Here is a 20,403-nt window from a genome sequence, read left to right as displayed (position 1 = left end):
CCATCTCCTCACGGCGGGGCGGGCAGGTTCAACGTCAGCGTGGCGGTGGTGGCGGCAGCGGCGAGTGTGGCGGCCGTGTCCTCGTCGACGGCGAGGACGAGCAGGCCCTCGTCGTCCGGCGCGGCGAGCACGAGCGCGCCCCGCGCGACCGTCGCGGCCGAGGGCGTCCCGGCGGAGGTGGCCAGCACGTCGACGCGGTCGCCGGCGGCGGCGAGGCGGGCGACCCCGAGGTCGGCCAGCCGCACCGGGGCGGCCACCTGGCCGGCGGGCAACAGCGCCGTCAGGCCGGGGCCGACCAGGCGGACGTCGGTGACCGGCTCACCGGCCCGCACCGGCGCGGCGAGCACCCGCCCGGCGAGCGCGGCCGGGTCGGCCGTCGACCCCGCCGGGGCGGCCGGCAGCTCGACGACCGCCAGGGACCCGGCGGCCAGCACCGACCCGGCGGGGAGGTCGGCCGCGGCCGTCACCACCGGGGTGCCCGGCGCCGGAGGGGCGGGTGGCTGCTCGGGCGGGCGGACCGCCAGCACCAGCGCGGACGCGACGAGCAGCCCGGCGACGACGCGGCGCAGCAGCAGGACGGGGGACCGGGGCCGGCGCAGGCGGGGCACCGGCCCAGGCTGGGTGAGTGCCTCCCGCCGCGGGACGGGCGGCGGGAGGGTGTGGAGGAGCCGTCCGGGTGTGGACGGCGCGGCTCAGGAGGCCGCGGCCTTGCTCCCGCCCGAGGACGACGAGGTCGACGACGAGGAGGAGCTGGAGGACTCCTTCGACGACGACGACGTGGAGGACGACGAGCCCGACGAGGAGTCGCTGGAGCCCGAGGCCTTCGCCGGCTCGGTGGAGCTGGAGCCCGAGCGGCTGTCGGTGCGGTAGAAGCCGGAGCCCTTGAACACCACGCCGACCGAGCCGTAGACCTTGCGCACGGGCGCGCCGCAGGTCGGGCACTCGGCGACCGCGGCGTCGGTGAAGGACTGCACCACCTCGAACTGGTGCTTGCCCTCGGGGTTGGTGCAGACGTACTGGTACGTGGGCACGGTGCGGCACTCCTGGTCGAGCGTGGGACGGGTGGGCCCGGCGCCGGCTGGCACTCGGGGCCCTCGACTGCCAATGATGCGCCACGTCCCGACCCGGCGTCCACGTGATCCGCGTGGTGTCGCCCCGGCGGGTCAGCGGCCCTAGCGTGCGCTCATGGCCGACCTCGCCCGCACCGCCCGCGTCGACGTCCTCGTCGAGGGCTACGCCCGCCTGCCGAACGTCGCCGGCACGGTGACCCTGGTCCGCGACGCCGGCCGGGTGGTCGTCGTCGACCCGGGGATGGTGGCCGACCGCGACCTGGTGCTGGCGCCGATGCGCGCGCTCGGGGTCGCGCCCGAGGACGTCACGGACGTCGTCGTCAGCCACCACCACCTCGACCACACGGTCAACATCGCGCTGTTCCCGGTGGTGCCGGTGCACGACTTCCAGTCGGTCATCGAGGGCGACGTGTTCACCCGCCGCCCGGCCGACGGCGTGCAGCTCACCCCGGCGGTGCGGCTGCTGGCCACGCCCGGGCACACGCCGCAGGACGTCACCACGCTGGTCGGCACCGCGGACGACGTCGTCGCGCTGACCCACCTGTGGTGGACCGGCGAGGGCCCGGCCGACGACCCCTACGCGCCCGACCGCGACCAGCTGCGGCAGCAGCGCGAGCGGGTGCTCGAGCTCGCCACGCTCGTCGTGCCGGGCCACGGCGCGCCCTTCCGGCCGGGGACCTCGACCCCGCGCTAGCCCGGGAGCCGGGTCGCCCGGCGCAGCGCGGCCAGCCCGGCACCGGTGCCGGGCCAGTGCCGGGCGACGGCGTCCGGACCGGCCCGGCGCACCACCGAGCGCAGCACGAGCGCCACGGCGACGGCGTCGTCGGCCCAGCCGATGACCGGGATGACGTCGGGCACGAGGTCGACCGGCATCGCGAGGTAGCCCAGCAGCAGCCACAGCCGCACCCGGACGCCGCGCGGCAGCGAGCGGTCTCCGGCCAGCCGGCGGACCAGCCGCAGCACGTCGGGCAGCAGCCGCAGCAGCTCGCGCGCCCGCAGCTCGTCGGGCCGGGCCGCCCACAGCGCCGCGAGCAGCACCAGCCAGCACAGCAGCAGGCCCGCGCCGACCCCGAGCAGCGTCCACGCCCAGTCCGGCACGGCGCCCAGTCTGGCGGGGCGCCGGCGGCGCGGCGAGGGTCCCCACGACGGCGGGCCACCCGGCAGGATCCGCCGGGTGAGCCTGCGCATCCCCCCGTCCGTGGGCGTCGAGGTCGAGGTCGCGGCAGCCCCGGAGGCGGTCTGGTCGGTGCTGGCCGACCCGACCCGGATCGGCGAGTGGAGCGGCGAGTGCGTCCGGGCGGCCTGGCTCCCCGGGTCCACGCGCGTCGCGCCCGGCGCCCGGTTCCGCGGGGAGAACCGGGTGGGCCGGTCGCGGTGGGCGCGGGTCTGCGAGGTCACCGAGGTCGACCAGGGCCGGGTGCTGGCCTGGCGGACCCTGCCGGGCGGGCCCTACCGCGACCGCACGCACTGGCGGGTCGTCCTCGAGCCCACCGCCACCGGAACCCGCATCGCCCAGCGCTACGACCTCACCGGCATGCCGGTCGCGATGGAGCTCCTGGCCGCCCTGCTCCTGCCCGCGCACCGCGACCGCTCCGCCGGCCTGCGCGCCGACCTCGAGCGCCTGGGCCGGGTCGCCGCGGGGGTCCCGGTGTGAGCGCCCTCGACCTGCCGGCCGCCCTCGCGGCCGAGCAGCAGGGCTTCGCCGCGCTGGCCCGGGGCGCCGACCCCCGCCTCCCCGTGCCGGGTTGCGCGCCGTGGTGTGTCGAGGACCTGGTCCGCCACCTCGCCGCCATCCACCGCTGGGCGGCGGCCTGCGCGCGCACCGGACCCGAGGGGCCGCTGCCCGACGACGAGCCGTTCGCGGAGGACGCCCCCGACTACCCCTCGGCCGCGGCCGAGCTCCGCACCGCCCTCGCGGACCCCCGCCGGACCTGTACGAGCTTCGTCGGCCCGGTGACGGCGGGATGGTGGACCCGCCGCCAGGTGCACGAGACGCTGGTGCACCGCCTCGACCTCGCCGCCGCCCTCGGCGTGCCGGCCGGGGCCGACCCGCGGGTGGCCGCCGACTGCGTCGCCGAGGTGCTCGACACGATGCACCCGCGCCAGGTGCGGCTGGGTCGGGTGGCCCCGCCGCGCTGCGCGGTGCTGCTCACCGCGCCGTCCGGATCCTGGGTGCTCGGGCCCGGCGAGCCGGTCGCCGAGGTCGCCGGGCCCGAGCTGGCGCTCGCCCGCCTGCTGTGGCGGCGCGCCTCGCTCGGTGACCCGCGACTCGCCGTCCGCGGGGACCGCCGGGCGGCCGCCGAGGTGCTCGCCGGAGCCCTGACGCCCTGACGCCCTGACGGTCAGGCGACGGCGAGCCTCCCGTGGCGCCGGTCGTCCCCGGCCGCCTCGCGGGTGGACTCGCGGGTGGCGAGCACCGCCTGCGCCACCGAGCCGGCCGCGGCCTGCAGCTGCTCGGGGGTGTGGGTGGCCATGACCGACAGCCGGAGCACGCCCTTGCCGCGCGGGACGGCCGGGTAGGCGACCGCGTTGCAGTAGACGCCGGCCTCGTAGGCGGCCCGCCAGGCGGCGACGGTGGCGGCCTCGCTGCCGGTCGGGACGGCGATCACCGCGCCGCTGCCGGGCAGCGGCGGCGTGCCGGCCACCGACAGCTCCACCCGCAGCTTGACGCCGTTCTCCTGCAGCCGGGTCCGGCGCTCCGGCTCGGCGCGCAGGATCCGCAGCGCGGCGAGCGCGGCGCCGACGCCGGCGGGCTCGTTGGCGGCGCTGAAGACGTAGGGCATGGCGCTGGCCCGGATGCCGTCGGCCACCGCACGGGACGTGAGCACCGCGCCGCCCACGCTGGCCAGCGACTTGCTGAACGCGAGGGTGATCCCGTCGACCCGGTCGAGCGCGCCGGTGGCCTCGGCCGCGCCCAGGCCGTGCTCGCCCAGCACGCCCAGGCCGTGCGCCTCGTCCACGACCAGGCGCGCGCCGTACTGCGCGCACAGCTCGGCGATCGCGGCCAGGGGCGCGGTCTCGCCGGTCATCGAGTAGACGCCGTCGACGACGACCACCGCGCCGGCCTCCGGGTCGAGCCGGGCCAGCCGGCGGGCCAGGGAGTCGGTGCTGTTGTGGGTGAACCGGATGACGGTGCCGCGGCTGGCGGCCGCGCCGGCGTGCACGCTGGCGTGGGCGTGCGCGTCGACGAGCAGCGCGTCGCCGGGGGCGCAGGCGGTCGACAGCAGCGCCACGTTGGCGTTGACGCCCGAGGAGGTCAGCACCGCCGCCTCGACGCCGTAGAGGTCGGCGAGCTCCTCCTCCAACTGCAGGTGCAGCCGGGTGGTGCCGTTGAGGACGCGGCTGCCCGAGGTGCTGGTGCCGTAGCGGCGCACCGCCGCGACGGCGGCCTCGACGACGCGCTCGTCGCCGGCCAGGCCGAGGTAGTTGTTGCTGCCCAGGTTCACCCGCGGGACGCCGTCGTCGTAGACGGTGACCGGCTCGGGGGCGCCCGCCGTCGGCACGCCGTGCGTGTTGGAGCCCTCCCGGACGTGCTCACGGAACAGGGCGGCGAGGGGGTCCTGCAGCAGCGGGGCGAAGGCGTCGCGTCGGCCGCTCCCGGTGTCCGGTCCGGTGCGCGGTCCGGCGGTCGGGGCGTGGTGCACGGGGGCTCCGTTCGGGATGTGCGGCGGAGGGTCCGGCGCTGCGACACCCTCGCCAGCGCCGTGACTCTCCGTCAACGGTGGGTCAGCTCACAGTCCGACCGGGTGACCCTCGTGCCCCCGTTGTGTGACACCCGGTCGTCGTCTGCTCACCGTGCGTACCACCTCGACCGGGTGGTGCGCGTCCGTACGGGTGAGACGCGCCGGTGCCGCTCGTGCCCGTGACCGCCCGGACACCCTCCGGCCACGTGGTCGACACCGGCGGGCGGGAAGGCGAGCCGGTCCCGGGGGCGTTGCCGCAGGTGATGATCGAGCCCGCGCCCCTGCCGCTGTCCGTCCTCGAGCTGGCCACCGTCGGCTCGGGGCAGTCCACCGCCGACGCCCTGGCCGCCACCACGCGGGTCGCGCAGGCCGCCGACCGGCTCGGCTACACCCGCATCTGGGTGGCCGAGCACCACAACATGCCGGCGGTCGCCAGCACCAACCCGCCGGTGCTCATCGCGCACCTGGCTGCCGCGACCGCGCGGATCCGGGTCGGCTCGGGCGGGGTCATGCTGCCCAACCACGCGCCGCTCGTCGTCGCCGAGCAGTTCGCGCTGCTGGAGGCGCTGCACCCGGGCCGGATCGACCTCGGCATCGGCCGCGCCCCCGGCACCGACGCGCACACCGCGATCGCGCTGCGCCGCGACCCGGCCGCCCTCGGCGCGGAGGACTTCCCGCAGCACCTGCTCGACCTCCTCGGCCTGCTCGGCGACCGGCGGGTCGAGGGCGGGCTGGCCGAGCGCTTCACCGCCACGCCCGCCCCGACGTCGTCGCCGGCGGTCGTGCTCCTGGGCTCCAGCGGCTTCTCCGCGCAGCTCGCGGGTGCGCTGGGGCTGCCGTTCGCCTTCGCCCACCACTTCGGCGGGCCGAACGTGCAGGCCGCCGTCGAGCTGTACCGGGAGTCGTTCCGGCCCTCGCCCGCGCTGGAGCGCCCGTACACGGTGGTGACGGCGAACGTGCTCGCCGCCGACACCGAGGAGGACGCGCGCCGGCTCGCCCTGCCCGGGCAGCTCATGCGCCTGGCCATCCGCACCAACCGGCTGCGCCCGGTGCCCAGCCTGGAGGAGGCGCGGACCGACCCCGAGCGCGCGGCCGCCGAGGCGATGCCGAGCAACGCCGTCGTCGGTGACCCGGGGCAGGTGGCCGCGCAGCTGCGCGAGCTCGCCACGGCCACCGGCGCCGACGAGCTGATGCTCTCGGCGTCCACCCACGGCGTCGCGGAGCGGGTGCGCAGCCTCGAGCTCGTCGCGGGCGCCTGGGGGCTGGTCCCGGAGGTCACCGCGGCCTAGCGTCCGGCCATGGGAGCGCGACTGGCCGCCTACCTGAGCTACCGCGACGCCCCGGCCGCCCTCGAGTGGATGACGGCGATCGGCTTCACCGTCGTCCGCCGGTCCGACGCGGACGACGGCACCGTGGCGCACGCGGAGGTCCGCTGCGACGACGTCGTCCTGATGGTCGCGAGCGACGACGCCGCGTACGTGCACCCGCCGCTGGTCGGCCGGTCCACGGGGTCGGGGCTCTACCTGGTGCTCGACGACCCCGCCGACGTCGACGACCGCTACGCGCGCGGCCTCACCGCCGGCGGGACCGCCGTGTTCGCCCCGGAGGACACCGAGTGGGGCACCCGGCGGGCGCGGCTGCTCGACCCCGGCGGCCAGGAGTGGAGCTTCGGCACCTATGCGCCCGGCGTCGCCTGGTAGCCGTCCCGGCTCACCGGGGCGCGTCCTGGCTCACCGCAGCGCGTCCTGGCGCACGGTCGGCGGTGAGCCAGGACGCGGCACGACCAGGCCGGCTGATCGTGCGCGGGCCGTCAGCGGCCGAGGTGGCGGTAGCGGTGCAGGCGGCTGCGGGTGCGCTCGGCGTCCTCGCGGCCCAGCAGCCCGGCCAGCTCCTCGCCGAGCACCCGCCCGAGCCGCCGGCAGAACTCCACCGGCTCGTCGGCGGCGTCGGGCCGCTCGGGCACCACGCGGTCGACGATCCCGGCGCGCCACAGGTCGGTGGCCCGCACACCCTGCCCGGCCGCCATCTCCGGCGCCCGGTCGACGGTGCGGTGCACGATCGCGGAGGCGCCCTCCGGCGGCAGCGGCCCCAGCCAGCCGTTGGCCGCGGCGAGCACCCGGTCGGCGGGCACCAGCGCCAGCGCGCCGCCGCCGGTGCCCTGCCCGAGCAGGACGGCGAGCGTGGGCGCCTTGAGCGTCACCAGGTCCTCCAGGCACCGGGCGATCTCGGCGGCCAGCCCGCCCTCCTCGGCCTCCCGCGACAGCGCGGCGCCGGGGGTGTCGATGAGCGTCACCAGCGGCAGGTGCAGCTCGGCGGCCAGCCGCATGCCCCGGCGGGCCTCCCGCAGCGCGGCCGGGCCCAGCGGCGCCGACATCGACTGCCCGCGCCGGTCCTGCCCGAGCACCACGCAGGGGGCGCCGCCGAAGCGGGCCAGCGCGAGCAGCAGGCCGGGGTCCTTCTCGCCGGCGCCGGTGCCCGAGAGCCCGACGACGTCGGTGGCCGCGGTGCGCAGCAGCCGCCGCACGCCGGGCCGGTCGGGGCGGCGGGAGGCGGTGACGACGTCCCAGGCGGTGCGCCCGTCCTCGGGGTCGGAGGCGTCGGTGCCGTCCTCGGGGGTGGGCCGCTCGGCGTCGCGGACGTCGAGGTGCCAGGTCCGGCGGGCCGACAGCACCGACAGCGCCCGGTCGGCGAGGTCCGCGACGTCCTCGTGCGGCACGACGGCGTCGATGAGCCCGCGCTCGGCGAGGTGCTCGGCGGTCTGCACGCCCTCCGGGAACCGCTCGCCGTAGAGCGCGGAGTAGACGCGCGGGCCGAGGAAGCCGATCGAGGCGCCGGGCTCGGCGATCGTCACGTGCCCGGTCGACCCCCAGGAGGCGAGCACCCCGCCGAACGTCGGGTCGCGCAGGTAGACGAGGTAGGGCAGGCCGGCGGCCTTGTGCCGGGCGATGGCGGCGGTGATGCCGATCATCTGCAGGAAGGCGACCGTGCCCTCCTGCATCCGGGTGCCGCCGGACACCGGCGCGGCCAGCAGCGGCAGCCCCTCCTCGGTGGCCCGCTCGACGGCCGCGACGAGCCGCTCGGCGGTGGCGACGCCGATGGACCCGGCGAGGAAGCCGAACTCCCCGGCGACGACGGCCACCCGCCGGCCGCGCAGCGACCCCTCCCCGGTGACGACGGCCTCGTCCTGCCGCGACCGCTCGGCGGCCGCCCGCAGCTCCTCGGCGTAGGCGGGGTCGACGTCGCGGTCCCCGATCGGGGCGTCCCAGCTCGTCCAGGACCCGGGGTCGAGGACGAGGTCGCGCAGGGTCCGGGCGTCCAGACGCGTCACGAGGTCAGCCAGGCGCGGATCTCGGCGTCGGAGCCGCCGAGCACCGGGGGAGCGGCGTGCTCGCGGCGGGTGGTCTCGGTCTCGCCGTCGGGTCCCGGGGCGAAGAAGCGCAGCGGCGGGCCGGGCAGCTGCAGCCGGCCCAGCGTGGCGTGGTCGACGTCGACCAGCAGGCCCTGGGACAGCGTCTGGTCCCAGGCGTAGACCTCGTCGATCGAGCGGACCTTGCCCGCGGGGACGCCGGCCGCGGCCAGGCGGGCGAGCAGGTCCTCGGGGCCGATGTCGGCGAAGGCGCGCTCGAGGAGGTCGACGACCTGCGCCCGGTTGCCCACCCGCTCGCCGTTGGTGGCCAGGCCGTCGGCCTCGGGGTCCAGGCCGAACTCGGCGCACAGCCGCCGCCACAGCCCCTCCGAGCCGCAGGAGAGCTGCACGCTGCCGCCCCTGCACCGGAACAGGCCGTAGGGGGCGATCGAGGGGTGGTGGTTGCCCTGCGCGCGGCCGACCTGCCCGCCGACCGTCCACGCCGTGCCCTGGAAGGCGTGCACGCCGACGATCGCGGCGAGCAGGGACGTGCGCACCACCTGGCCGCGGCCGGTCCGCTGGCGCTCGTGGAGGGCGGCGAGCACGCCGTAGGCGCCGTACATGCCGGCGAGCAGGTCGCCGATCGGCACACCCACCCGCTGCGGGTCGTCGGGGCCGGGGCCGGTCAGCGACATGAGCCCCGCCTCGCCCTGGGCGATCTGGTCGTAGCCGGCGCGGCTGCCCTCGGGGCCGTCGTGGCCGAAGCCGCTGATGGAGAGCGTGACCAGCCGCGGGTTGAGCTCGGCGAGGACGTCGGTGCCGAAGCCGAGGCGGGCCAGCGTGCCGGGGCGGAAGTTCTCCAGGAGCACATCGGCCCGGCGCACGAGCTCGCGCAGCAGCTCCTTGTCGGCGTCGTCCTTGAGGTCGAGGGTGACCGACTCCTTGTTCCGGTTGGTCGACAGGAAGTACGTCGACTCCCGCGCCGCGCCCTCCGGCTGCACGAACGGCGGCCCCCAGCCGCGGGTGTCGTCCCCGCTGCCGGGGTTCTCCACCTTGATCACGCGGGCGCCGAGGTCGCCGAGCATCATGCCCGCGTGCGGCCCGGCCAGCGCGCGGGTCAGGTCGACGACGAGGATCCCCTCGAGGGGTCCACTGCGCGGTCCGGTCATGCGTCCTCTCCCTGTCTCACAGCCAGCCGGGGACGACGAACACCAGCCAGGCCAGCAGCGGCCCCGCGGCGACGACGATCCCGGCGTAGCCGAGCATCTGCCGGTAGAAGCGGTCCCTGTCCACGTTCTGCGCGTTGGCGAGCACGAGCGCGCCGTTGGTCGAGAACGGGCTGACGTCGACGATCGTCGACGACACGGACAGGGCCACCACCACGCCGACGGCGCCGATCTCCCCGGCCTGCAGGAACGGCACCGCCAGTGCGATGGCGACGCCGATGATCGCGGTCGACGACGCGAACGCCGACACCACCCCGCCGATGTAGCAGAGCAGCAGCGCGATGAGCAGGGGCGCGCCCAGGCCGATGACGGCCTCGCCGACGTAGTCGATCGTGCCCGCCTCCTGCAGCACGAACACGAAGCTCAGGACGCCCGCGATGAGCAGCACGGTCGACCAGCTGATCTGGCTGACCGCGCCCTTGTGCCGGGCGGCGGCGAACAGCGCCAGCACGGTCGCCACGGTGATCGACACGAACCCGATGTCCAGGTCGAACACCAGCGCCAGGACGGCGACGGTGACCAGCCCGACGAGGGTGAGCACCTGGTCGAAGGTGACCCGCTGCGGTGCGGCGTCGTCGTCGGCGGCACCGTCGGCCGTGTCGCCGTCGCGCAGGGAGTCGGGACCGACGGCCGGTCCGGGCGGGGCGCCGTGGCCGGTCACCGCCGGCTCCTCGGCGTGCCCGGCGTGCGCGGGGACCTCGGCCGAGACCCGCCGGCCGATGAGGCCGCGGCCGCCGAGGACGAGGAACAGCACGACGCCGATCGCGATGTTGAAGAACAGGCTGCCGAGGAAGACCGTGACCGGGCTGGAGGTGAGCCCCTCGTCCTCGACGATCTGGTTCACCGTCACGCCGTAGACGCTGATCGGGGAGAACCCGCCGCCCTGGGCGCCGTGGACGACCATCATCCCCATCAGCAGCGGGTTGATGTCGTAGCGGGCGGCGAACCCCAGCGCGATCGGCGCGATGATCGCCACCGCGGCGGGGGAGAGGGCGCCGATCGCGGTGAGCAGCGCGGTGACGGCGAACATCACCCACGGGATCGCCGCGACGTACCCGCCGACCAGCCGCACCGCCCCGCGCACCAGCAGGTCGACGGTGCCGTTGTTCTGCGCGATGGCGAACAGGTAGGTGACGCCGATGAGCGTGACCACCAGCTCGGCCGGGAAGCCGCCGAGGATGTCGTCGGTGGAGAGCCCGACCGACAGCGTCCCCACGAGGAAGGCGGCGACGAAGGCGAGGGCGCCCATGTTGATCGGCAGGAACGAGGCGATCGCGAAGATGGCGACCAGCGCCAGGATCGTGACGATCTCCGGTGACACGGGCGGGGCTCCTGTCGTCGACGCTGACGGGACGCCGCCCACCGTGTCACCTACCGGTCGGTAGGTCCTGCCAGCCGCCGGAGGGGGTGACGACGGCGGTCACCGGGCGGTCGTGGTCGAGCGCCGGCAGCGCGTCGACCAGCTCGTCGTCGAAGACCAGCGCCACCACGACGGCGCCCGGCCGCGCGTGCCGCAGGGCGCGGTCGTAGTAGCCGCCGCCGCGGCCCAGCCGGGTGCCCGCGCGGTCGACGGCGAGCGCCGGCACGACGACGACCTGCGCGGTGCCCAGCGCCGTCGGCCCCAGCCGCGGCCCCACCGGCTCGGACAGGCCGAAGCGGCCCGGCGCCAGCCGCCCGGTGTCGACCGCCCACCGCAGCTCGGCCCCGGAGTCGGGCACCACCGGCAGCAGCACCCGCGCGCCGAGCTGGGTGAACGCGGCCGGCAGCCGGCCGGCGCCGGGCTCGGTGTCGTCGGGGACGAACGCCGCCAGCACCCGCACCTGCGCCAGGCGGGCGAGCAGGGCGCTGGTGACCGCCGCCGCGGCGGACGCGCGCGCGGCGGGGGAGCGGTCCAGGCGGGCGGCCACGAACCGTTCGCGCAGCGCGGCCTTGGCCGCGTCTCCCTCCGGCGGCGGGGTCACCCGGTCAGGCTAGGGCCGCACCTCCCCCGGAGGGGTCGGTACGGGATCGTCCGGTGCGCCCGCCTGGCTAGGCTGCCGCCCATGTCGACCCCGCAGCGCCCGGCGCGCAAGGCCGTCATCCCCGTCGCCGGGATGGGCACCCGGTTCCTCCCCGCCACCAAGGCGGTGCCGAAGGAGCTGCTGCCGGTCGTCGACCGCCCCGCGCTGCAGTACATCGTCGAGGAGGCCGCCCGCGCGGGCCTCGCCGAGGTGCTCATGGTGACCGGCCGCAACAAGGCCGCCATCGAGGACTTCTTCGACCGCACCCCCGAGCTCGAGGCGGCGCTGGAGAAGAAGGGCGACGCCGGCCGGCTGGCCGCCGTCCAGGAGTCCACCGACGTCGCGCAGGTGCACTTCGTCCGGCAGGGCGAGGCGCGGGGCCTCGGCCACGCGGTGCTGCAGGCGTCCGCGTTCGTCGGCGACGAGCCGTTCGCCGTCCTGCTCGGCGACGACCTCATCGACGCCCGCGACCACCTGCTCGAGCAGATGCTCGCCGTCCAGGCCGAGCACGGCGGCTCGGTGATCGCGCTGCTCGACGTGGGTGCGGAGAACATCGACAAGTACGGCGCGGTCGCGATCGAGGAGGACGTCCAGGAGGGCGTCGTCACGATCACCGGCCTGGTGGAGAAGCCCCCGGTCGACGAGGCGCCCTCCAGCCTGGCGATCATCGGCCGCTACGTGCTGTCGCCCGAGGTGTTCGCCGTGCTGCGCGAGACCGCGCCCGGCCGCGGCGGGGAGATCCAGCTGACCGACGCGCTGGCCACCCTCGTCGAGCGCGGGCACCCGCTGCACGGCGTGGTGTTCGACGGCCGCCGCTACGACACCGGCGACAAGCTCGACTACCTCAAGGCGGTCATCCGGCTGGCCTCCGAGCGCGAGGACCTCGGGCCCGCGCTGCGCTCCTGGCTGACCGAGTTCGTGGCCGACCTGCCCGCCGAGGGCGCGTCGCAGGCCTGAGGCGGCCCCCCGAGGGGGGACGATCGAGGCGATGAGCGAGAACGGCGCGGGCCGCGCGCCCCGGGACACGACGGCGCTGGACCTCCGCAGCGGGGCCACCGTCGACCCCCCGACGTCGCCGCGGCTGCCCGTGCACGCCACCGCCGCGATCGACCGCGGCGCGGTGCCGCCACCCCGCACCCTCGCCGAGCCCGAGCCGCCGGCGCCGCGCACCGTCGAGGCGCACCTCGACGAGATCCTCGCCGCGGTGCCGCAGCCCGAGCCGATCGAGCTCGCCGTCCTCGACGCGCAGGGCCTGCTCTGCGCCGAGGACGTCGTCAGCGCCCGCGCGCTGCCCGCCTTCGACCAGGCCGCCGTCGACGGCTACGCGGCCCGCGCCGAGGACGTCGCCGGCGCCACGCCCGACGCGCCGGTGGAGCTGGCCGTCGTCGGCGAGACCGTGGCCGGCGCCGCCGTCCCGACTGCCCTGGCGCCCGGGCTCGCCCAGCGGGTGGCCACCGGCGCGATGCTGCCGACCGGCGCCGACGTCGTCGTCCCCGGCGTGTGGACCGACGGCGGGATGGTGCGGGTGCAGGTGCACGCCGGCGTCGAGCCGGGCAGCTGGGTGCGCCGCGCCGGCGACGACGTGTCGCCGGGCACCAGCGCGGTCACCGTGGGCACCCCGATCGGGCCGGCGCAGATCAGCCTGCTCGCCGCCGTCGGCCGCGACCGGGTGCAGGTGCGCCCGCGCCCGCGGGTGGCCGTGCTCTCGGCCGGCACCGAGCTGGTCGACATCACCACGCAGCCCGCGCCCGGGCAGGTGGTCGACGTCAACACCTACGCGCTGGCCGCCGCCGCCCGTGACGCCGGGGCCGCCGCCTACCGCTGGGGCATCCTGCCCACCGAGCGCCGCCGGCTCACCGAGGTGCTGGAGAGCCAGCTGCTGCGCAGCGACCTGGTGCTCATCGCCGGCACCTTCTCCGCCGACGGCGACATGGTGCAGGAGGTGCTCGCCGAGCTCGGCCCGATGCGCTTCCGTCAGGTGACGATGCACCCCGGCCCCCTGCAGGGTTTCGGCCGGCTGGGCCGCGACGACGTCCCGGTGATCTGCGTGCCCGGCGAGCCGGTCGCGGCGCTGGTGTCCTTCGAGGTGTTCGTGCGCCCGGCGATCCGCTCGATGCTCGGCAAGCGGCAGCTGTTCCGCCGCACCGTGCAGGCGATCTCCGCCGAGCGGCTGCTCTCCCCGCTGGGCTACCGGCAGTACCTGCACGGCCAGGTCATGCGCCACCCCGACGGCGGCTACGTGGTCGAGCCCCTCGGCGGCGGCGACGAGGCGCTGCTCGCGCGGATGGCGCGGGCCAACTGCCTGATCGTCGTGGACGAGGACGTCACCGAGGTCGCCGAGGGTGGTCTGGTGACCGTCATGCCGCTGCTCCTGGGCGGCTGAGCTGGAACCCACGCCCCACCCCGGCTGGCCGGCCCGCCTGGCGTACGGCCCGGTCGAGCTGTCACCGCTCGGCCGCGGCGACGCCGTGGAGTGGAGCCGGCTGCGGCTGGCCAACGAGTCGTGGCTGCGGCCGTGGGAGCCGTCGGCGCCGGTGGCCTGGTCGGTGCGGCACACGCCGGCGGCCTACCGGGCGATGCGCCGGTCGGTGCTGCGCCGGGCGCGGGCGGGCACGTCGATGCCGTTCGCCGTACGGGTGGAGGGCCGGCTGGCCGGGCAGGTGACCGTGGACAACATCGTCCGCGGGGCGCTGCGGTCGGGGTCGCTGGGCTACTGGGTCGACCGCGCGGTGGCCGGGCGGGGGCTCGCCTCGCTCGCCGTCGCGCTGGTGTGCGACCACGCGTTCGGCCCGGGCGGGCTGCACCGGCTGCAGGCCGACATCCGCCCCGAGAACCGGCCGAGCCAGGCGCTGGTCGAGCGGCTGGGCTTCGCGCGCGAGGGGCTGCTGCGCCGCTACCTCGACATCGACGGCGACTGGCGCGACCACCTGTCCTACGCGCTGCTGGCCGAGGACGCCCCGGCCGGCGTGCTCTCCACCTGGCTCGCGCGGGGTCCGGGCCTACACCACTGACGCTCGGTGAGCGGCCGACCGCATGTCGACACGCCGCCTCCCCCGTCCCACCCGTCACGCAACACTCCCGCGACACGCCCGCGCGCCTCCCTCGTCCTGGGGATCTGCCTGCATAACCTGCCGCGGCAAGTGACTCGTGTGACGGGTGGTGTTCTCGATGGGGTCAGGCGTGCTGCTCGCCGCGCTGGTCGTTCTCTGGTTCGTCGTGCTGGTGCCGATGGTGGTGACCCGCGGCGACGGGAGGGTGGCCCGTGCGGAGGTCACCCCGGGCCGGACGCTGCAGCGGCGGCGGCTCGGTGACCCGGTGCGCTCGGCGGAGACCGAGCGCGTCTCGGTCGACCGCGACCTGCTGCGCAGCACCGGCGAGCTGCGGGTCGACGTGCACGCCGTCCGGCGCCGCACGCTGGCCGGCCTGGTCGCGCTGACGCTGCTGGCCCTGGTCGGCGCGGTGGTCGTCAGCCCGTGGCTGTGGGTGGCCCAGGGGCTGCTCGACGTCGCGGTGGTCGGCTACCTGGCCGTGCTGCGCGCCGCGGTCCGCCGCGAGCAGGCCGCCGCCCGCCGCGCGGCCCGCACCGCCGCTCGGGGCGCCGCCCGTCCCGCGCCGCGCCCGGCCGCCCGCCCGGCGGCTCCGGTCGACGCCCGGGTCGACGCCCGGGTCGACGCCCGGGTCGACGAGGAGCCGGTGCACCACACCGTCGGCCTGCCGCACCCGAGCCTGCCGCTCGCGCCGGTGCACCCGCTGCGGCCCGCCCGCGTGGTCGCCGCCCGCACCCCGGCGCCGGCCGGCTGGCAGGACAGCGCCGTCGTCGGCCTCGACGACGACGACATCGGCTTCGCCGACATCGACTACTACGAGCCGCGCGTCGTCAACGGCTGACCGTTCGACCCCGGGCCGCCACCCCCGTCGGCGGCCCGGGAGAGACGGGCGGTACTCTTGGCGCACGTCAGGGGCTGTGGCGCAGTCCGGTAGCGCACCTCGTTCGCATCGAGGGGGTCAGGGGTTCGAATCCCCTCAGCTCCACCCTGAGTCCGACGCCGTCGGGGCACCCGCCCCGGCGGCGTCGGTCGTTCCTGGCCCGGATCGCCATCGGCGGGGCCGCGACTTCGTCACAGGTGCTCACGGTCCGCAGGTGCGATCTCTCCTAGCGTGATCGGCATGGCGGCACACGGGGACCGGGTCGCCTCCCTCGGGGAGGTGCAGCCGGCGGAGCTGCACCTCGACGGCGCCTGGCGCGCCGCCGAGGTGCTGGGCTGGCGCTTCGACGACGACGGCCGCTGCCGCGCGCGGGTGCGCGTCGACTGGGCCGGCACCCCGCGCGTGGTCTGGGCGCCGCTGGAGCTGCTGCGGCTGCCGGAGGCCGCGCCCCCGTCCGCCGTCCCGTCCGCCGTCGCACCCGCCCCCGCCGCCGCCCTCGCCGCCGACGTCGTCGTGCCCCTGCCGCGCGACGCCGTCCCGCCGCCCGCGCTCCCGGCCCCGCACCGGGCCGCCGCGGCGCTGCCCCGCCCGCGCCGCGAGCCCGACCCGGGCCGCTGGACCGGCGGCGTGCTCGCCGGCGGCCGGACGACGGGGCACGGCCCGCGCCCGGAGACCTGGCGCGAGGACCACCCCTACCCGGAGCTGCTGCGCCGGCGGGAGTACGAGCCGGAGAAGCGCCGGCTCCAGATCGAGCTGCTCAAGCTGCAGGCGTCGGTCAAGGAGCAGCGCCGGCGCGTGGCGATCGTCTTCGAGGGCCGCGACGCCGCGGGCAAGGGCGGGGCGATCAAGCGGTTCACGGAGCACCTCAACCCGCGCGGGAGCCGGGTGGTGGCACTGGACAAGCCCACCGAGCGCGAGCAGGGCCAGTGGTACCTGCAGCGGTACGTGCAGCACCTGCCCGCGGCCGGGGAGATCGTGCTGTTCGACCGGTCCTGGTACAACCGCGCCGGCGTCGAGCGGGTGATGGGCTACTGCACCGACGAGGAGTACGCGGCCTTCCTGCGGGAGGCGCCGGAGTTCGAGCGGATGCTCGTCGCCGACGGCCTGCACCTGGTCAAGCTGTGGTTCTCGGTGTCGCGCGGCGAGCAGCGCACCCGCTTCGCCATCCGCCAGCGCGACCCGGTGCGGCAGTGGAAGCTCTCGCCCACCGACCTCGCCGCCCTCGACCGCTGGGACGACTACACGGCGGCCAAGGAGGCGATGTTCGCGGCGACGTCGACCCCGCACGCGCCGTGGACGGTGGTCCGCGCCAACGACAAGAAGCGCGCCCGGCTCGAGGCCATGCGGCACGTGCTGTCGGTGCTCGACTACACCGGCCGCCGCGACGACGTCGTCGGCACGCCGGACCCGCTCGTCGTGGTGCCGGCGGGGGCCGGCGAGGCGCTCAGGCCGACCGGAAGTCCGGTGGCCGCTTCGCGGTGAACGCGCGCACGCCCTCCCGGCCCTCCGGGTCGGCGGCGGACTCCGCGATCAGCCGCGCCTCGTCCTCGAGCTGCTCGGCGGCGGTGCGCGTGGCCGCCCGGCGCACCAGCCCGCGCGTGCGGACCATGGCCCGCACCGGGCCGGCGGCCAGCCGGCGGGCCAGCTCGACCGCGGCGCCGGGCAGTTCCTCGTCCTCCACCAGCCGGGCCACCAGCCCGTGCCGGTGCGCCTCGACGGCGGTGAGGGTGCCGTCGGTGAGCATCAGGTCCAGCGCCAGCGGGGCGCCCAGGGTGCGGGCCAGCACCCAGGAGCTGCCGCCGTCGGGGGACAGGCCCAGCGCGCCGTAGGCCGGGCGGAAGCGGGTCGAGCGGGCGCTGACGACGACGTCGCAGGCCCCCACCAGCCCCACGCCGGCCCCGGCCACCGCGCCCTGGACCCCGGCGACCACCGGCACCGGGCTGTCCAGCAGCCGGCGGACGACGGCGTGCCAGTCCTCGGCGAGGCGGCCGACGAAGGCGGGCAGGTCGTCGGCGCCGGCGAAGGCGCGGACGTCCCCGCCGACGCAGAACCGCTCGCCGCGGCCGAGCAGCAGCACCGCCCGTGCGCCCGCCGGGCGGACGTCGAGGGCGTCGGCGAGCGCGGCGGCCATGGCCGGGTCGATGGCGTTGCCGGCCTCGGGACGGTCCAGGGTCACCGTCCAGACGTCGCCGTCGAGCTCGGTGGCCACCCGCGGGCGGTCGGTGGGGCTGGTCATCGTCGTCCTCCCCGGTGCCGGTGCCGCCCACCGTAGGGCTGCTCAGGCGCGGGCGTGCTGCGCGGCCACCTCGCCGTCGACCGCGGCCGGGGCGCCGCCGAACTCGTCGGCCACCTCACCGGCGACGTCGGCGGGGTCGGGCTGCCCGTGGCCGCCGGCGAGGCCGGCGTCGGCGGCGGTGAGCACGCGGTGGCCGGTGGCGAGCACCACGACGCCGAGGGCGACGGCGCCCGCGCCGACGAGGAACGGGACGTGGATGTCCCAGGCGTCGACCATCTGCCCCGCGACGAACGGGGCGAGTCCGCCGCCGATGAACCGCACGAAGCCGTACGCGGCCGAGGCGACCGGGCGCTCCACGGGCGCCACGAGCATGACCGCCTGGGTGGTCAGCGTGTTGTTGATCCCGACGACGGCGCCGGAGGCGACGACGCAGGCGATGAGCGCCCACCGGACGTCGGTGTACAGGCCGATGAGCAGGAGCAGGACGGCGAAGGTGCCGAGCGCGCCGTAGAGCGAGGGTGCGGTGCCGAAGCGGGCCTGCAGGCGGGGTGCGGCGACGACGGAGAACAGGGCGACCAGCAGGCCCCAGGCGAAGAACACCCAGCCGAGGTCGACGGCGCCGAGCTCCATCGGATAGGGCGCGTAGCCCAGCATCGTGAAGAAGCCCCAGTTGTAGAGGAGCGCGGTGAGGCTCATGGTCAGCAGGCTGCGGTGCCGCAGCGCCCTGAGCGGCGCGGACAGGGAGGTCCGCTGCGCCGGCCTGGGGGTCTCGTCGAGCAGCACGACGGTGGCCAGCAGGGCGATCGCCATGAGGACGGCGACGCCGAAGAACGGCCCCCGCCAGCTCACGTCCCCGAGCAGCCCGCCGACGAGCGGGCCGGCCGCGATGCCGAGGCCCAGGGCGGCCTCGTAGAGCACGATCGCCCCGGCGAAGCCGCCGGTGGCCGAGGCGACGATGACCGCCAGCGAGGTGGCGATGAACAGGGCGTTGCCCAGGCCCCAGCCCGCGCGGAAGCCGACGATCCCGTCGATGGAGCCCGACAGCCCGGCCAGGGTGGCGAACACGACGATGACCGCGAGCCCGGTGACCAGCGTCCTCTTCGCGCCGATCCGGCTGGACACCCACCCGGTGCCGAGCATGGACACGGCGGTGACGACGAGGTAGCTGGTGAACAGCAGGCTCACCTGGCTCGGCGAGGCGTCGAGCTGCTCGGAGAGGGCGGGCAGGATCGGGTCGACGAGGCCGATGCCCATGAAGCTGACGACGCAGGCGAAGGCGACGGCGTAGACGGCCTTCGGCTGCTTCCACGTGCCGGATGAGGAACTCACGTCCTCTGGTTGTACTCCGCAACCAGTTGGCGGCTCAAGTCCTCAGAACCATGAGGGGAACCACATGCGGGCCACCCACTCCGCGTGCGAGAGCGGCAGGCCGGCGAGCACCGGGTAGAAGAAGACGAACGTGCCCGCGACGACGGCCACGTAGCCGCTGACGGCGGCCAGGCCCGCCGAGCGGCGCCACGGCGGGGCGCCCGGGCGGCCGAGCGCGTCCTGCAGCACCAGGACGACGGCGAGCACGAAGAACGGCAGCACCGGCGCCATGTAGAAGACGAACATCGTGCGCTCGGGGTTGAGGAACCAGGTGCCCCAGCCCGCGGCCACCATGACCGCGACGAGGATCGCCACGGGGTCGCGCCGGGCGACGACCCGCCACGCCGTCCACGCAAGCGCCGGCGCGAACGCGAGCCACAGCGTCGGCGTCCCGACCATGAGGATGTAGCGGATCACCTGGTCGCCCGCGGCGTCGGTGAGGCCCTGCGGGTTCCACAGCAGGATGGGCCGGCCGTTGACCAGCCAGGTCCACGGGCCCGACTCCCACGGGTGCGGGGTGGACAGGCCGTTGTGGAACGTCCACCACTCGGCGTGCATGTGCCACCAGGAGCGCAGCGCGTCCGGGACCCACGGGAACGCCGTCTCCGGGTTGCGCTGCGCCCACCAGCGACCCTGCGCCGTCTCGCCGAGGAACCACCCGGTGAAGCTGGCCAGGTAGGTGAGCACCGGGACGGCGGCCAGCGCCCAGGTGGCGCCGGGCAGTGAGCGGCGCAGCGTCGTCGCCGTCGGGTTCGGGACGCCGGCCTCGCGCCACGCCGCCCGGTCCCAGAACAGCGACAGCACGGTGGCGAAGGCGAGGAAGTACAGCCCGCTCCACTTGACCGCGCAGGCGCAGCCGAAGAGCAGGCCGGCGGCGATCCGCCAGCCGCGCGGGCCGAGCCGGAAGCCGGTGGCCGGCACGGGCAGGTGCGCGCGCACGCGGGCCCGCACGCGCTCGCGGTCGACGACCAGGCAGGCGACGGCGGAGACGACGAAGACCTGCAGGAAGACGTCGAGCAGGCCGATCCGGGAGACCGTGAACGCGAACCCGTCGAGGGCCAGCAGCAGGCCCGCGACCAGGCCGAGCAGGGTGCTGCCGGTGAGCCGCCGGGCCAGCCGGGCGAGGACGACGACCGTGACCGCCCCGGCCACCGCCGAGGGGAACCGCCAGCCCAGGCTGGTGTAGCCGAACAGCTGCTCGCCCGACGCGATGAGCCACTTGCCCAGCGGCGGGTGGACGATGAACGTGTAGCCGCGGTTGTACTCGTGGCCCCACTGCAGCAGGTCCCACGCCTCGGGCGGGTAGTACGCCTCGTCGAACAGCAGCGTGCGTGGGTAGCTGATGCCGACCAGCCGGCTGACCAGCGTCAGCAGCCCGAGCAGCCCGGTGAGCAGCCAGGACAGCCGCGCGTCGCCGGGCAGCGGCGGCACGCGGTCGACCCGCGGGTGGGGGAGCGGCCAGCGCCGCCGGGCGGGCGGCGGGCCGGCGGGAGGCTCGGCGGCGGTGCGCTCGGGAGCCAGGACCGCCATGGGCCTCAGGGTAGGTG

General features: G+C 76.5%; 21 protein-coding genes and 1 tRNA gene. 11 read left to right on the top strand and 11 right to left on the bottom strand.

What is annotated here, in order from left to right; genetic code table 11:
- Nucleotides 1-8 precede the first annotated feature (8 nt).
- Together cpaB and ACI78R_RS12610 are read right to left on the bottom strand one after the other, a co-directional pair.
- Nucleotides 9-608: a Flp pilus assembly protein CpaB gene (gene cpaB, locus ACI78R_RS12615; protein WP_457040968.1), complete on the bottom strand. Its 600-nt coding sequence runs from the start codon at nucleotides 606-608 to the stop codon at nucleotides 9-11.
- Nucleotides 609-692: 84 nt separating this feature from the next.
- On the bottom strand, nucleotides 693-1,031 hold the full coding sequence (locus ACI78R_RS12610; RefSeq protein ID WP_457040967.1) for an FmdB family zinc ribbon protein: 339 nt from the start codon (nucleotides 1,029-1,031) through the stop codon (nucleotides 693-695).
- Nucleotides 1,032-1,185: 154 nt separating this feature from the next.
- On the opposite strand from ACI78R_RS12610, the gene ACI78R_RS12605 reads away from it, so the two are divergent.
- A complete protein-coding gene (locus tag ACI78R_RS12605) occupies nucleotides 1,186-1,764 on the top strand; it encodes an MBL fold metallo-hydrolase (RefSeq protein ID WP_073418550.1) in 579 nt (192 codons plus the stop codon).
- Here ACI78R_RS12605 and ACI78R_RS12600 read toward each other — a convergent pair.
- The gene (locus ACI78R_RS12600) at nucleotides 1,761-2,168 is read right to left on the bottom strand and encodes a YkvA family protein (RefSeq protein ID WP_073419508.1); all 408 of its coding nucleotides are present in this window, start codon (nucleotides 2,166-2,168) and stop codon (nucleotides 1,761-1,763) included. The genes ACI78R_RS12605 and ACI78R_RS12600 overlap by 4 nt on opposite strands.
- A gap of 76 nt (nucleotides 2,169-2,244) precedes the next feature.
- Between ACI78R_RS12600 and ACI78R_RS12595 the strand changes: the two genes are divergently transcribed.
- Nucleotides 2,245-2,724 (top strand): SRPBCC family protein, encoded by a 480-nt coding sequence (locus ACI78R_RS12595; RefSeq protein ID WP_457040966.1) that lies wholly within the window; start codon nucleotides 2,245-2,247, stop codon nucleotides 2,722-2,724.
- Nucleotides 2,721-3,401: a maleylpyruvate isomerase family mycothiol-dependent enzyme gene (locus tag ACI78R_RS12590; RefSeq protein WP_457040965.1), complete on the top strand. Its 681-nt coding sequence runs from the start codon at nucleotides 2,721-2,723 to the stop codon at nucleotides 3,399-3,401. The genes ACI78R_RS12595 and ACI78R_RS12590 overlap by 4 nt, the downstream gene beginning before the upstream one ends.
- Before the next feature lie 11 nt (nucleotides 3,402-3,412).
- Here ACI78R_RS12590 and ACI78R_RS12585 read toward each other — a convergent pair whose 3' ends face one another.
- Nucleotides 3,413-4,714, bottom strand: coding sequence for an aminotransferase class I/II-fold pyridoxal phosphate-dependent enzyme (locus tag ACI78R_RS12585; protein WP_457040964.1), 1,302 nt, complete (start codon nucleotides 4,712-4,714; stop codon nucleotides 3,413-3,415).
- 245 nt (nucleotides 4,715-4,959) lie between these two features.
- On the opposite strand from ACI78R_RS12585, the gene ACI78R_RS12580 reads away from it, so the two are divergent.
- Together ACI78R_RS12580 and ACI78R_RS12575 are read left to right on the top strand one after the other, a co-directional pair.
- A complete protein-coding gene (locus ACI78R_RS12580) occupies nucleotides 4,960-6,042 on the top strand; it encodes an LLM class flavin-dependent oxidoreductase (RefSeq protein WP_457040963.1) in 1,083 nt (360 codons plus the stop codon).
- 9 nt (nucleotides 6,043-6,051) lie between these two features.
- Entirely contained in the window at nucleotides 6,052-6,453 is a 402-nt protein-coding gene (locus ACI78R_RS12575) for a VOC family protein (protein WP_457040962.1), read from the top strand.
- A 110-nt stretch (nucleotides 6,454-6,563) separates the two neighbouring features.
- Here ACI78R_RS12575 and ACI78R_RS12570 read toward each other — a convergent pair whose 3' ends face one another.
- From ACI78R_RS12570 to ACI78R_RS12555, 4 genes are read right to left on the bottom strand one after another with little or no spacing between them, the layout of a single operon-like run.
- Nucleotides 6,564-8,081: a carboxyl transferase domain-containing protein gene (locus tag ACI78R_RS12570; protein WP_457040961.1), complete on the bottom strand. Its 1,518-nt coding sequence runs from the start codon at nucleotides 8,079-8,081 to the stop codon at nucleotides 6,564-6,566.
- Nucleotides 8,078-9,268, bottom strand: coding sequence for a CaiB/BaiF CoA transferase family protein (locus ACI78R_RS12565; protein ID WP_457040960.1), 1,191 nt, complete (start codon nucleotides 9,266-9,268; stop codon nucleotides 8,078-8,080). Before ACI78R_RS12565 ends, ACI78R_RS12570 begins: the two co-directional genes overlap by 4 nt.
- Before the next feature lie 16 nt (nucleotides 9,269-9,284).
- Nucleotides 9,285-10,646 carry an SLC13 family permease gene (locus tag ACI78R_RS12560; protein ID WP_457040959.1) on the bottom strand — a complete coding sequence of 454 codons (1,362 nt, stop codon included), beginning with the start codon at nucleotides 10,644-10,646 and terminating at the stop codon, nucleotides 9,285-9,287.
- 46 nt (nucleotides 10,647-10,692) lie between these two features.
- Entirely contained in the window at nucleotides 10,693-11,286 is a 594-nt protein-coding gene (locus ACI78R_RS12555; protein ID WP_073418558.1) for a 5-formyltetrahydrofolate cyclo-ligase, read from the bottom strand.
- Between the two features lie 81 nt (nucleotides 11,287-11,367).
- On the opposite strand from ACI78R_RS12555, the gene galU reads away from it, so the two are divergent.
- From galU to ppk2, 6 genes are all read left to right on the top strand, one after another.
- Entirely contained in the window at nucleotides 11,368-12,282 is a 915-nt protein-coding gene (galU, locus tag ACI78R_RS12550; protein WP_073418559.1) for a UTP--glucose-1-phosphate uridylyltransferase GalU, read from the top strand.
- A gap of 31 nt (nucleotides 12,283-12,313) precedes the next feature.
- Nucleotides 12,314-13,708 carry a molybdotransferase-like divisome protein Glp gene (gene glp, locus ACI78R_RS12545; RefSeq protein ID WP_454554280.1) on the top strand — a complete coding sequence of 465 codons (1,395 nt, stop codon included), beginning with the start codon at nucleotides 12,314-12,316 and terminating at the stop codon, nucleotides 13,706-13,708.
- Between the two features lies 1 nt (nucleotide 13,709).
- Nucleotides 13,710-14,336 carry a GNAT family N-acetyltransferase gene (locus ACI78R_RS12540; protein WP_073418560.1) on the top strand — a complete coding sequence of 209 codons (627 nt, stop codon included), beginning with the start codon at nucleotides 13,710-13,712 and terminating at the stop codon, nucleotides 14,334-14,336.
- A gap of 157 nt (nucleotides 14,337-14,493) precedes the next feature.
- Nucleotides 14,494-15,213 (top strand): divisome protein SepX/GlpR, encoded by a 720-nt coding sequence (sepX, locus tag ACI78R_RS12535; protein WP_457040958.1) that lies wholly within the window; start codon nucleotides 14,494-14,496, stop codon nucleotides 15,211-15,213.
- Nucleotides 15,214-15,283: 70 nt separating this feature from the next.
- A tRNA-Ala gene (locus ACI78R_RS12530) sits at nucleotides 15,284-15,357 on the top strand.
- A 135-nt stretch (nucleotides 15,358-15,492) separates the two neighbouring features.
- Nucleotides 15,493-16,734, top strand: coding sequence for a polyphosphate kinase 2 (gene ppk2 / locus ACI78R_RS12525; protein WP_457040957.1), 1,242 nt, complete (start codon nucleotides 15,493-15,495; stop codon nucleotides 16,732-16,734).
- Here the strand turns inward: ppk2 and ACI78R_RS12520 are convergent.
- Genes ACI78R_RS12520 through ACI78R_RS12510 form a run of 3 tightly spaced genes read right to left on the bottom strand, consistent with a single transcriptional unit; the run spans nucleotide 16,697 to nucleotide 20,386 of the window.
- The gene (locus ACI78R_RS12520; RefSeq protein ID WP_457040956.1) at nucleotides 16,697-17,488 is read right to left on the bottom strand and encodes an enoyl-CoA hydratase/isomerase family protein; all 792 of its coding nucleotides are present in this window, start codon (nucleotides 17,486-17,488) and stop codon (nucleotides 16,697-16,699) included. The genes ppk2 and ACI78R_RS12520 overlap by 38 nt on opposite strands.
- A 42-nt stretch (nucleotides 17,489-17,530) precedes the next feature.
- Nucleotides 17,531-18,817: an MFS transporter gene (locus ACI78R_RS12515; RefSeq protein WP_457040955.1), complete on the bottom strand. Its 1,287-nt coding sequence runs from the start codon at nucleotides 18,815-18,817 to the stop codon at nucleotides 17,531-17,533.
- 42 nt (nucleotides 18,818-18,859) lie between these two features.
- Nucleotides 18,860-20,386: a dolichyl-phosphate-mannose--protein mannosyltransferase gene (locus tag ACI78R_RS12510; protein WP_457040954.1), complete on the bottom strand. Its 1,527-nt coding sequence runs from the start codon at nucleotides 20,384-20,386 to the stop codon at nucleotides 18,860-18,862.
- Between the last annotated feature and the right edge of the window lie 17 nt (nucleotides 20,387-20,403).

The organism is Geodermatophilus sp. SYSU D01106 (assembly GCF_054049995.1).
This window is presented reverse-complemented; position numbering and strand designations above follow the sequence as displayed.